The sequence below is a fragment of the Paenibacillus sp. FSL R5-0486 genome (genome assembly GCF_037975155.1).
Lineage (GTDB): Bacteria > Bacillota > Bacilli > Paenibacillales > Paenibacillaceae > Paenibacillus > Paenibacillus amylolyticus.
Genome location: NZ_CP150237.1, coordinates 605,877 through 618,813, shown reverse-complemented (window position 1 = coordinate 618,813; position 12,937 = coordinate 605,877). Strand labels below are relative to the sequence as shown.

General features: G+C 50.9%; 9 protein-coding genes. 5 read left to right on the top strand and 4 right to left on the bottom strand.

The window, feature by feature from the left end:
• Positions 1-4: 4 nt before the first annotated feature.
• Entirely contained in the window at positions 5-1,039 is a 1,035-nt protein-coding gene (locus MKY01_RS02875) for an aminoglycoside phosphotransferase family protein (protein WP_282319553.1), read from the top strand.
• A 176-nt stretch (positions 1,040-1,215) separates the two neighbouring features.
• On the opposite strand, the gene MKY01_RS02870 is transcribed toward MKY01_RS02875, so the two are convergent.
• Together MKY01_RS02870 and fosB are read right to left on the bottom strand one after the other, a co-directional pair.
• Positions 1,216-3,027: a S9 family peptidase gene (locus tag MKY01_RS02870; protein ID WP_282319554.1), complete on the bottom strand. Its 1,812-nt coding sequence runs from the start codon at positions 3,025-3,027 to the stop codon at positions 1,216-1,218.
• Positions 3,028-3,168: 141 nt separating this feature from the next.
• Positions 3,169-3,588, bottom strand: coding sequence for a metallothiol transferase FosB (gene fosB, locus MKY01_RS02865; RefSeq protein ID WP_339285298.1), 420 nt, complete (start codon positions 3,586-3,588; stop codon positions 3,169-3,171).
• Positions 3,589-3,743: 155 nt separating this feature from the next.
• Between fosB and MKY01_RS02860 the strand changes: the two genes are divergently transcribed.
• The 4 genes from MKY01_RS02860 (at position 3,744) to MKY01_RS02845 (ending at position 9,432) form a co-directional block, all read left to right on the top strand.
• Complete coding sequence (locus tag MKY01_RS02860) at positions 3,744-4,643, top strand: glucose 1-dehydrogenase (protein ID WP_036607429.1); 900 nt, start codon at positions 3,744-3,746, stop codon at positions 4,641-4,643.
• 124 nt (positions 4,644-4,767) lie between these two features.
• Positions 4,768-6,378 (top strand): gamma-glutamyltransferase family protein, encoded by a 1,611-nt coding sequence (locus MKY01_RS02855; protein WP_339287074.1) that lies wholly within the window; start codon positions 4,768-4,770, stop codon positions 6,376-6,378.
• Positions 6,379-6,745: 367 nt separating this feature from the next.
• A complete protein-coding gene (locus MKY01_RS02850; protein WP_339285296.1) occupies positions 6,746-7,753 on the top strand; it encodes a BMP family ABC transporter substrate-binding protein in 1,008 nt (335 codons plus the stop codon).
• Between the two features lie 26 nt (positions 7,754-7,779).
• Complete coding sequence (locus MKY01_RS02845) at positions 7,780-9,432, top strand: methyl-accepting chemotaxis protein (protein WP_339285294.1); 1,653 nt, start codon at positions 7,780-7,782, stop codon at positions 9,430-9,432.
• A gap of 967 nt (positions 9,433-10,399) precedes the next feature.
• On the opposite strand, the gene MKY01_RS02840 is transcribed toward MKY01_RS02845, so the two are convergent.
• Positions 10,400-12,079, bottom strand: a complete 1,680-nt coding sequence (locus MKY01_RS02840; RefSeq protein ID WP_339285292.1) for an NAD(P)H-hydrate dehydratase — start codon at positions 12,077-12,079, stop codon at positions 10,400-10,402.
• 203 nt (positions 12,080-12,282) lie between these two features.
• Complete coding sequence (locus MKY01_RS02835; protein ID WP_036607440.1) at positions 12,283-12,915, bottom strand: NAD(P)H-binding protein; 633 nt, start codon at positions 12,913-12,915, stop codon at positions 12,283-12,285.
• Positions 12,916-12,937 lie beyond the last annotated feature (22 nt).

Below are 12,937 nucleotides of genomic sequence, written 5' to 3'. Positions count from 1 at the left end.
CCATATGACAACCCGTATATATTTTGGTTCCAATCAACTTGGCGAAGTGGCCGCAGTTCCATTGCAGGATGCGCTGAATGAGCTTGACCTGGGAACTCTTGAAGATTATCGACGAACGGATAAAGGTGTTATGGGTCAGACACTGCTCATTCGCTCTTCCCGTGGAGAGTATATTCTAAAAGGCAATCCTTTATATGCAGGACAGTTACAGGAAGAAAAATTCTTTGTAGAACAACTGGCAAAACATACGTCCATTCCTGTCCCTGATCCATATTTATTACATGAAGATACCCATCTGCTAGGCTGGAGTTATGCCATAATGCCACGCCTGCCCGGGAATCACTTGTATGATCCAGCATTCCAGGCTTCACTGTCACAGCAAGATCAGGAAGAGATCGCCTGTATGTTTGCCCATACTTTGGCTGAACTGCACCGCTGGAAGGTGCCTGATGCCGGGGAATATGATCCTGTAGCACAGCAGATTGTTTCCTTTGCAGGCGATTATCTGGACTGGTTGTACGGAACCATTCGTCACTGGTTACATGATGCTGAACAGCACTCGGTGATTACGGATGAAGATGTTCAATGGGTGGACGAGCAATTCAAGAATGCTGAACCGGCATTTCGGTCCAGAGCTGTTCCGTGTTTTGTTATGGGAGACTTCAAGGTCGAGAATATTCTGATTCAAAATCTGGACGGCCGTTCTTCAGGGTGGCAGATTAGTGGTTTGTTCGATTTTACAACGGCCTATTTCGGAGACGGCACAGCCGACCTAACCAAAATATCCACCAGGTATGTTCGTGAGGGTCAACCAGAACTGGCCGCACAGTTCCTTCGCTGCTACCGGGATCTGGTCTGTGCAGCAGATGAGGAGAAATGCCAACACTTCCGCACACGTCTCCGCATGCATCTGCTCTATCAACGTATCTTGTGGTGGGGGGAAGCCAACGCCACAGGACAAGTGACTTGGGCAGCCGACCTGCCTTTTGCACAGTGGGCGCAGCAGTCCATTAATTCGATTGTCACATTGTTAGATTAGTTAGTAGATTTGGACAGGTCGCTCAATGGATAGCGGCCTTCCAAACTAACGTATGTATCGTTCCATACATAGCGCCCAACATGCGGGCGCACGTATAAAACCGCCAGAGATCATCCTTGATCTTTGGCGGTTTTCCTCATCTCACTATATTTAAGTCAACGATGAAATCTCTCAACTTAAGCTTGTGCAACGGGTGACTCCTGATGTTTCTGCAAAAACTCCAGCATCCGGCGGTACACAAGAATCTCGTTTGTTTTCCTGGAGAAGCCATGACCTTCATCATCCAAAACGATGTATTCCACATCAAGTCCCTTCGACTGGAGCGCGGCCACGATCTGATCGGATTCGGCCTTCACGACCCTTGGATCATTAGCACCCTGAATGACCAGCATTGGATTCACCATCTGATCGAGATACGTAATCGGTGAATCCTTCGTTAAACGTTCGCGGTCACGGACCGGATCACCCAGCCAGTTATCCATCATCGGTTTCCAGTCTTCCGGTACGGATTCCAGGAATGTGAACAAGTTACTTGGCCCAAAAATATCGACCGCTGCCCGGAACAGTTCCGGATGGCGACCTGCCAATAACAGGGTCATATATCCCCCATAACTTCCACCTACCACAAATAACCGCTCTGGCGAGGTAATTCCCTGATCAAACAACCAGTTGATCCCGGCAACACAGTCCAGTCTTGGGCCTTCTCCCCAATCCCGCTCAACCAATTTGACGAATTCCGCACCATACCCGGTACTGCCCCGGAAGTTAGGTGCAAAGATATGATAGCCCTGAGCGAGCATCATCTGGAACATCGGCCGAAAAAACTTTGCTTCGGAAGATTGCGGCCCACCATGAGGCCAAAATACGGTGTAACCATTGGCCTGCTCTGGTTTTGCTTTGAACAAGAGAGCTTCAATCTCCAGTCCGTCGTAGGAGTTATACTGAATAACGTCAGGGTACACGAGATCACTTGGGTCCAGTCCGGTTACCCGATTGGCAGTCAGCGGCTCCCAGGACTCAGCACCTGCTATTTTGCGATAAATGTTATGCGGTTGGATCGCTCCACGTCCGAGGATATACACATTGCCAGCCTTTGTAACGTTCACCTGCTCTATCGTATCCAGCGGCATCTCTATGCGCCGAGGCTCATCGGCATTTTTGCCCAATACGTACATACGATTCTCCGGCCCTGTAAGTGTCCAGAAATATAAGGTCTCGGAAGCCTGATGCCAGCGGATAAAATCCACATCTTCCCCTTCGATTCTGCACAATAAGCGGAATTCGCGGGTATCGATACGGTATTCAGCCACATAGGCGTATGCGGAGTCATCATTGGTAATGAACAGAAGACGATTATCATCTGCAAAAATCAGATCAGATACCTGACTATAACGTTCTGAAGCTGGCAGAATAACCATTTCTTCATTGTTACGATACAGATGCGCCGTCTGATACGTATTGGAGTACATTTTTAAAATAACATAACTCTTCTCGTCAGGACTTACAGCAACCAGGCTGCTCGTAACCTCTTCTCCACTGTATAACAGTTCATCTTCCCCTGTCTCCAGATCGATGCGGCGTGAATTCAGATAATTCGGATTACCCGCGCTGGTAACATAATAGAGACGCTGTCCATCCTCGGACAACTCAGCGAAATAACAGCGATCATTCGGTTCTGCCGGAACCACAGGCAGTGGAACACCACCCTCGGGTGGAAGTGCATACAGATGATAGTTCTCATCTCCATCCCGATCAAACGCGGTAAGCAGATGACGTCCTTGCGGGTCTGCTTTGATAAATTGACTGCTCTGATTCAAGTACGTTAAAGGATACGGGTATCCTCCAGGCAAATCCATCGCCCAAATATTCGGCTGACCGTTCAGATTGCTGTCCATGAACAAACGTTTCTCGTCTGCCGATACGGCAAAATGTGAAATACGGTACGTCTGAAAATATTGCTCGACATCCGGTTTAGGGAACTGAATCATGACAAACCTCCTTGGAATTGAACCAACGAATTTAACATTGGTAAATTAAGGTACCATTTGTCCATATTATAGGTAATTCCAATGTTTAGACAATAGATATGTGAGTTATAATTCCAGATTTTCTCGATTTGCACATGAAACTCATGTATAAAAGGTCATATGATCTTTGTCTTCGCGATAATAATCCAGCCTTTGCTTCATCGTACCTGTATGCAGTTCAAACAAATGACCATCCGGATCGGTAAAATAAACGGATAATGCATCCCGCGGATCTCTTAGCCTTCCGGGAAGAATGTCAGCACCCGCTGCTCGCAGCTGCTGCACAGACGCGTCGAACTCCTCTTCTGTAACGGTAAATGCAATATGGGTATAGGTTCGTTCCGTATAGTTGCGAATAACATCCTCCTGATTCAGGGCAATCCACAGACCGGCAAGCTCAAAATAAGCCAGTTTGCGTCCTTTCACCTGAATTTGGGCACCGAGAGCCTGCTCATAAAAGGTAATGGCCCGCTCCAGATTGGATACGGAAAAACACAAATGATTAATTCCTTGAATATTCATGTGGCTCCTGACACCTCCATCGATTTAAGGATCTATCCTTATTATGGTATATTCTGTGCAAAAAACAACCGCTCTGCTGTTTCCCCCCGCACCTTCTTCTGGGCGAATGCATAGGTTATCCGTATCAATGAACGTTCGAGGAGGATGTAAAGCGAATGAATCCTGTCTATCCTTTTTATGGTGAGAAAACGGTATGCAAGGAGCAAAAGCTGGCATTTCCACCCCAGCATCAGGACCAGCAACCCGGTCTGGAAACCCTGATGGTGCCTGAACCGATCAGTGAAGATCCTGCCTATATCGGTAGCTGCAAACTCCAAGGTAAAGTTGCCATTATTACGGGTGGTGACAGTGGAATCGGCCGGGCGGCCGCCATCGCTTTTGCCAAGGAAGGTGCGGATATCGTCATTGCTTATCTATATGAACGGACAGATGCCGAAAGGACTCGTGAACGGATCGAAGAACTGGGACAGCGCTGTCTCTTAATCGAGATTGATCTCCGCTTAAAGAAAAACTGTGAAGCCGTCATTCGCACAACCATGGAAACCTACGGAAAGATCGATATTCTGGTCAACAATCATGGCGTACAGTATGTGCAGCCAAGCATCGTTGATATTACAGAAGAACAGCTGTATCACACCTTTCAGACCAATGTGTTCGCCTATTTCTTTCTGATTCAGGCCGCTCTCCCCCATCTGTGCAGAGGTGCCTCCATTATCAATACAGCTTCCATTACAGCATATAAAGGTAATACCCAACTGATCGACTACTCTTCTACCAAAGGAGCCGTTGTATCGCTGACTCGTGTACTCGCCCAATCGCTCGCTGCACAGGGAATCCGTGTGAATTCCGTCGCCCCGGGACCCATCTGGACGCCGCTCATCCCTGCCAGTTTCTCCGCTGAGGATGTACAGGTATTTGGAACAGATACGCCCATGGGTCGAGCTGGTCAGCCTTACGAACTGGCGGCAGCCTACGTTTATCTCGCTTCCCGCGATTCATCCTACGTCACAGGTGAATGCATTCATGTAAATGGCGGCGATATGGTAACGACATAAACTGATGTCAGGTTGGATTTGGCAGGTGTGGCAGGATATCGGTTGTCCAGTTGCGAAGAGGGTTAGGAGTATGATCCGGTTATGCCGGAGCCTGACATCTAGCGACAAGGAGCTGAACAACCTGATGAACTTCGATCCACTCTACCAACCGTATCCCTCTTACCGCGTGCCTGTGTATGCGAAACAAGGCATGGTCGCCACGTCTCAACCACTGGCTGCACAAGCCGGTCTGGATGTATTGAAAAAAGGCGGCAATGCCATCGATGCCGCCATTGCAACTGCGGCAGCCCTCACGGTGCTGGAGCCAACGTCCAATGGCATTGGAGGCGATGCTTTTGCCCTCGTCTGGACCGAGGGCAAACTGCATGGCCTGAATGCCAGCGGCCCTGCGCCTCAGAGCATATCCATTGAGGCGCTTCAAGCGGCAGGCCATACGGAGATGCCGAAGCTCGGGGTTGTTCCGGTGACGGTGCCTGGCGCACCGGCGGGTTGGGCTGAGCTGAGCCGCCGTTTTGGGCGACTCACGCTGGCGGAAGCGCTGGAACCGGCCATCCGCTATGCGGAGGAAGGTTATCCGCTTGCGCCTGGGCTGGCCCGCCACTGGGCAAGGGCAGCCGAGATCTATGCACGCCAGGGTGATGCGGAGGCAGGGCGTGCGTGGTTTGAGACATTTGCTCCAGGCGGGCGTGTACCCGCAGCTGGAGAGATGTGGCGCTCGCCGGATCATGCGGCGACTTTGCGCCAGATTGGCGAGAGCGAAGCGCGAGACTTTTACGAAGGAGAACTGGCAGAGCGCATTCATTCCTTTATGGCAGAGCACGGTGGTTATCTGACTCGCGAAGATCTGAAGGCTTTTCAGCCGGAGTGGGTTGATCCCATCTCCGTCTCCTATCGTGGCTACGATGTATGGGAGATTCCGCCGAATGGACAAGGATTGATTGCTCTCGCGGCGCTTAATCTCCTGAAGGGATATGATTTTGACGAGAAAGAATCCGTTCTGGCATATCATCGGCAACTTGAAGCTATGAAGCTGGCATTTGCCGACGGGGAGAAATATATTACTGAAGAACGCAAAATGGGTGTGACGGTGGAGGAACTCCTGTCCGAGGCATACGCGGAAGAACGGCGCAAACTCATTGGTGATACCGCACGAGCACCTGAGGCAGGTGATCCACGAGCAAGCGGAACGGTCTATCTGGCTACGGCGGACGGTGAAGGCAATATGGTTTCCTTTATCCAGAGTAATTATATGGGCTTCGGGTCTGGGCTCGTTGTTCCGGGAACAGGCATTGCTTTGCAGAATCGCGGACATAACTTCTCACTGGACCCTAATCATGCGAACGCCCTGGAGCCAGGCAAACGAACGTATCACACGATCATTCCGGGGTTCCTCACCCGTGGCAGCGAAGCGGTTGGGCCATTCGGTGTCATGGGTGGTTTCATGCAACCGCAAGGTCATGTGCAGGTGGTTATGAATACGATCGATTATCACCTGAACCCACAGGCCGCCTTGGATTCTCCGCGCTGGCAGTGGACGAAGGGCAAAACAATTCTCGTGGAACCGGGTTTCCCGCAGCATATTGCACAGGCACTCGCCCGCAAAGGACATGATATTCAAGTGGCACTCGATCCATCCCAGTTTGGACGCGGTCAGATCATCTGGCGCAACCCGGACAATGGCGTATTATGCGGGGGTACGGAAACCCGAGCGGATGGCTCGATTGCGGCTTGGTAAAACTCGCGTCATTTTTATAATAGGATGATCACCTTATCATCCGTATAGGGTGAAATTTTAAGGCACAACAGAGATGATTCATGTCATCTCTGTTGTGTCTTTTTTCGACTTCTAACATCAGTAAACAACATACTGTAGATATTTATGTACCCTTTTAACCAGAGAAATGTAAAAATAATGTGTAATTCATGAAAAATACTTATTTTTTCGTAAATTTTCACTACATACCATAAATCACAGTGCCTTTCTGACCGATATAGATAAAGGGAAATCCTCACCATACGTGTCATCATGCACACGTACTTCCCTGGAGCTAAGGAATCACGCAAAACAGAAAAATGCGACTACAGAAATGAGGGTACCACACATGAAAACAAACAAGAACAGACGCGCAGGTCTAGGTCTCACCCTAATGATGATCCTGACGGTACTGATCCTGGGGGCATGTTCAGCCAACAATACAACAACGGCAACAGACACAAGAACAAAGGTTGGGATCGTGCTTACGGAAGTGGGTCTGGGTGACCGTTCTTTTAATGATGCTGCTTTTGATGGACTGGTTCAGGCCAGAAATGAGAAAAGCATTGTCTTTGACTATCGTGAACCGGGCGACAATGCCGAAGCTGCATTTGAAGAGTTTGCGCAAACCAAATTCGATCTGGTTATCGGCCTGAGTGATGCTGTCCAAGCGGATATGGAGAAAGTTGCAGCCAAATATCCTGACCAGCAGTTCCTCATGATTGACAGTCAGTCCGAACTGCCTAACATTGCCTCCATTTCATTCCGGGCGGAAGAAGGAAGTTATCTGGCAGGTGTTATTGCCGCTATGGCTTCAACGGAAGATCATGTTGGCTTCCTTGGTGGAATAGAGATACCGGTCCTTCGTAATTTCGAGCAGGGTTTTAAACAAGGTGTTCTGGCTGTCAAGCCGAATGCAACCGTTGATGTCGTCTACGCAGGGGACTTTGGCAATGCCGAGCTGGGTGAACAACTGGCTACAGAGATGATTCAGGAAAAGGGCGCTGACGTGATCTACGTTGCTGCCGGTCTCACAGGCGTAGGCGCACTGACGGAGATTCAGAAATTAGGGAAATACGCCATCGGTGTAGATACCGATCAATTCTTTTTAGCAGAAAAATCCATTCTTACGTCCATGCTGAAAAATGTGGATGTCTCTATCTATAATGCCGTTAACACGTTTGTTCAAAACAATCATACCTTCCCTCAAAAGGAAATCGTGGAGGGGCTGGCGGAGAACGCCGTGGGTCTGACTGATCTACATAATATCACGCTCAGTGATGAACAACAGCAAACCTTCGAAGATCTGAAGGCAAAGATCTCTTCCGGTCAAATCAAAATTACGCTTGATCAATAACCCATCGGATACAAGGAGGTACGCACATGAAACTACAGGGAAAACTGATACTTAATGCTCTAATTTCACTACTTCTATGCCTTGTGCTAGTCGCTTATATTATCATGCAATTGCTCAACATGAATGCCAAAAATCAAAATCTGGTACCAGCCATGCTCAAGGTGAGTGAACTGAACGCCAATCAGATTCAGACCCAGCAGGCGCTGGATGTCTACTCGTTCTCCATGACAGCAGGAAACCAGGACGCCGTACTTCGCTTGCTGGATGAAGGTCAAACGATGATTCAGGAACTTACGGACGGATTGCTCGAAACAGATCAGCAGTTACAACTTATTCAGTCCATCGAGACAAAATTAGAAGCTCTCAACCAGGGAGCCACCGAAGCGATGAGTGCGATGAACAGTGCGGAAGCGAAACGTTACAGCACTCGGGTTCGGGGCATACAGAATGATATCTATTCGTTGGATGAGATGACTCGGGATCGTTATGATCAATATACCGTCGATTTGGAACGTGACATTCAGCAAACGTGGCAAACCGCTCTGGTAGGAGCCATCGTATTGCTTGTCGCCGTAATGCTGTTTAATATGTATACTTCACGTCAGATCGCCAAGCGTATTCGAACACTCAAAGACGCTGCGGGACAAATTGCGGACGGTGACCTAACCGGACAATTACCGGAATCTCGGGGCAAAGATGAACTCGATGACCTGAGTCGCTCCTTCGGTATCATGACTCATAATATCCGCGGCATTATTCAGTCGATTGGTGAAGCGGGTCATCGTGTCGATCTGATGGCGCAAGATATTGACCGTGGTAATGATACAGCCCAAGCGATTGTGCAGCAAGTATCCCGCACCACGGAGGAACTCTCGATTGGCAGTCAAAAAATTGCCGAGGATCTGAGTGAAACAGTGATGGTTGTGGACAAAATGCAGTCTACCTTCAATAGCAATCTCGAGTCCACTTCCCAATCGGTAATCGATGGTCGTGAAGTATTAACTACCGTTGAGGAAGGTAATAAGGCTGTAGCGGAGCAACTCCGCTTGGCCGAAGTGAATCGTACGGCGATGGCCGAGGTAGAACAAACGGTGCGGGAACTGGAAGAAAGCGCGGTTCGAATCACTACGATGACGACATATGTATCGGAGATTGCCAAACAAACAACCATGCTCTCGTTAAATGCCTCCATAGAGGCTGCTCGCGCTGGAGAAGCTGGACGTGGCTTCGCTGTTGTTGCGGGCGAGGTGAACAAACTCGCCGAACAATCTGCGCAATCGGTCAAACATATCTATGCGGCTGTGGGCGAGATCACAACCTCCATGGACAAGGTGAAGAACTCTGTAGCACAAAGCATGCAGCTATTCGGCGAACAGGAACAAGCCACTGGCCAGACTCGCGAATCTTTCTCTGCCATTCGTGAAAGTGTGGAGCGCATTAGTACGGGTATCCATCAGCTTGCTGAGGACATGCAACACTCCAATGAACTGAGTACACAGGTGCAACAGGCCATCGAAAATATCAGTGCCATCACCGAGCAGTCGGCTGCCAGCAGTGAAGAGATCACCGCCTCCACGTCGGAACAACAACGTTCCTTCGCTGATGCAAGTATCAAGGTGAAGTCATTGCGTGATATTAGTGCAGAGATGCATCAGGAACTGCTGCGATTCCGGCTGTAAGCAGGATGCCGCGAGAACTTGGGCCAGACGTAGGTCGGATGTCGTTTAGATGCAGGTTAGATGCAGGTTATAGGCAAGTTATGGTCAGGTTATAGCCAAGCCAAGATCAGGTAGCGTGAACATACAAACAAACAAATAAAGGGGAGCCTCCGTCATGAACCATGACAGGGCTCCCCTTTTCAGTAACTAATCGGTGTTTCATCCAACCATTAATTCGTTTCAAAGATATGAAAGTATATAGATTGAACTAAACATTTACACAAAACAGAGAAGACAGAAAGAACCTGAAAAAGCGGAGCTAAAAGTTGTCTGAAAGAAGCTATTTCGGAAGCATAGGCTTCGCCTAAAAGCTTCTTGAAAGAAAGCTGCTTCGGAAGCATAGGCTTCGCCTAAGAGCTTTTTGAAAGAAAGCTGCTTCGGAAGCATACGCTTTCCCGGATTTCCTAATTTATAAAAAACTGGGGATAACAGCGATCGGAAGGTTGTTCTGTCACCGGAGTGTCCCGTGTAAATATTCTTTAGTTCAACTTATATAGATAATAAGACATCAGCATTTCAGATCCAAACGTTTAACGAACCGTGCAAACCTTATTGGGCCATTAATTGCAGATTATAAAATCTAACGAATCTCAGGCATTCTATTCCCTAATTTAGTCCGGTTTTTCAGGTGTTTTATCTGAAATACACAGAAATAACGTGGATGAGGTTCGTTAGCTTTTGCTCCTCGATGTAAACCGTGGTATAAGGTGTATCAGGTTCGTTAGGGCACTGGGAATTGGGTAGTGAGTACTGAGCAATGGACAATGGGCATCGGGCATTGATCATTTAGCATTGAGCAATGGACATCGTGCACTCATCTACTTTTGATGCGCTGGTGCGCTAGTTCGTTGGATCACTTGCAGTTTAGAAATGATTAGTCATAGGCAGTAACCCAAAACCATGAGCTTGTCCCACACCTGCCCCATCCTCACAGTGCGTCGATGATGTCTCCGGCCAGCAGGGACGATGGGTCACCGCGCAGCAGTGCTGCACGTTCAGCGGCCTGTCCGTGAAGATATACGCCGAACGTGGCGGCTTGCTCCGCGCTGAGCCCTTGGGCAAGCAGACCGGCGATGATGCCGGTCAATACGTCTCCGGCACCGCCAGTCGCCATGCCGGCGTGCCCGGTGGTGTTGATGTACGCCTCGCCGGACGGCGTTGCGATGACCGTTCGTGCTCCTTTGAGCACAAGGGTCATGCCCTGCTCGCGGGCGTATTTTGCAGCGTGCCCAATGCGGTCACGCTGCACTTCTTGGGTCGACATGCCCAGCAGTCGGCCCATCTCGCCAGGGTGCGGCGTCAGGATTGTCGCCGCACTTCGCTGGCCCCAGTCGCGAGGCCCATGTGGGCCAGCGTCTGCCAGCATGTTGAGGGCGTCCGCGTCGATGACGAGCGGACGATCCGTATGTTGCCACAGACGGCGCAGCCAGTCTGTGTCGCCCTGGAAGCGGCCAAGGCCTGGGCCGGTCGCGAGCACGTCGCGGCTCTCTGCGAGACGCAGCACGGCGTCGGCGGAAGCCGCGTTCCATTCGCCGCTGTCGCCATCGGAGGCGGCAGCAAGCATGAGCTCGGGCACGGTGCCGATGACATACGGCAGCAGTGCCGCGGGCAGCGCCCATGTAGCGAGCCCGCAGCCTGCGCGCAGCGCGGCCTTGGCCGAGAGCAGGCCAGCGCCGCTCATCGGCAGACTTCCTGCGGCCAGCAACACGTGGCCGTAGGTGCCCTTGTGGCCGTCCGGTGCCCGGAGACGGCCTATATCCACGCGCAGCGCACCGCGCAACACCTCGTCCGTCAGCAGACGGACCGAGGGGCCATGCTCTGGCGCAAGCCGCGCGGGAATGCCGATGGCGCGCACCACAATGCGCCCCGCGGCAGAAGCGCCCGGGTACTGCACCAGCCCGCGCTTAAGCAGCGCGAGACATACGGTCACCCGAGCTTGAATGCAGGGCTTGTACACCTCTCCGGTGTCGGCGTTCAGCCCGCTCGGCACATCCGCGGACACGACCGGCTTGCCGCTGTCGTTCGCCGCCTCAATCAACGCCGCGTAATCTCCCCGCGGCGCCCCCCGCGAGCCGGTGCCCAGCAGCGCATCCATGATGCCTGTGCACCGGCTGAAGTCCACGGCTTCGCGCCCGTGGACAAGAGCAGGGATGCCAAGCTTCGCGGCGGCATCCCGTTGCACTGCGGCTTCGCCCCGCAGTGCATCAGGGGCATCGGCGTAGACCAATGTCACGCCAAGCCCTGCTTCAACCAAATGGCGCGCGGCAACCAGCCCATCGCCGCCATTATTGCCCTTACCGATCAGCATGTACCACAGCTGATCTCCCGGGCGCTCCATCACCAGCGCCGGATCGGCGATGATGTCGCCACCATAACCTTGCCGATCACCGGGCCCGGTGTGTGCCCGCCTATCATCTGTCTTGCTGCTATAGCCAAGCTGCCCTGAATCCGCAAGCCAACCTTCTGCCTGCCCTTCCCGGCACAGCTTGATGACTTCCTCGGCTATGGCGCGGCCTGCATTCTCCATTAGACTAGCAGCAGGAATACCCAGCTTATGAATGGTATACTCGTCCACAGCTCTCATCTGTTCAGCGGTTACGATAAACAACGTTCATCCCTCCCCGTGACAAGCTCATCTCATACTTAAAAGTAGCAACTTTGCACCTAAACGCTGCATCTTATATGTGTATCGCTATCTTTCCTCTTACCTCATCCAGTTACCGCGATCCACTCGATACATCATCGAAAAATCTATCGATCCCGTGTACGAGACCTTCAGATTAAATTATCCATTCCAAAGCCTGTCTACGCTTAATAACCTACCGTAAACCGAGCTTGGATAAATTGCGGGTCGTCCAGTTCGTCCACCAAAGCCGCTGCAAAATCGCCAACGGAAATCGAGCTTTCCCCGATATCATCCGTAATCACCCGGTTCATGCCAACCCGGAACTGGCCGGTGCGACGTCCTGTTGTGATTGTCGCAGCAGGGCTCATGTAGGTCCAGTGAATACCCGATGCTTCAATCAGGTCATATGCTTCTGCATGGGCTTTTGCCAGTGGTTTGACTTCTTCCGGGAATCCCGGCGTATCCATCAGCATATCACCGGAATCAGTTAGCAAACTTCCCGCTCCACCAACTACAACCAGACGTCCTGCTTTTGCCCGGCGCACACCCTCGATCAACGAACGTGTCACTTCCAGCATCTCTTCTTCTCCACCGAACTTCGGTCCATATGCACTCACAACCACTTCTTGACCCGCTGCAAAATCAGCAACCTGATCCGGGTTAAGCAGATCTCCCTGTTCTACACGTAAACGCTCATGAACCATCTCAACCTTCGAAGGGTCACGCACCACCGCTGTCACTTCATGCCCACGATCCATCAGCTCCCACAGAATCATCTTGCCAATCGCTCCGGTTGCTCCAAAAATGGCTACTTTCATATGAATTCCCTCTTTTCTGTAG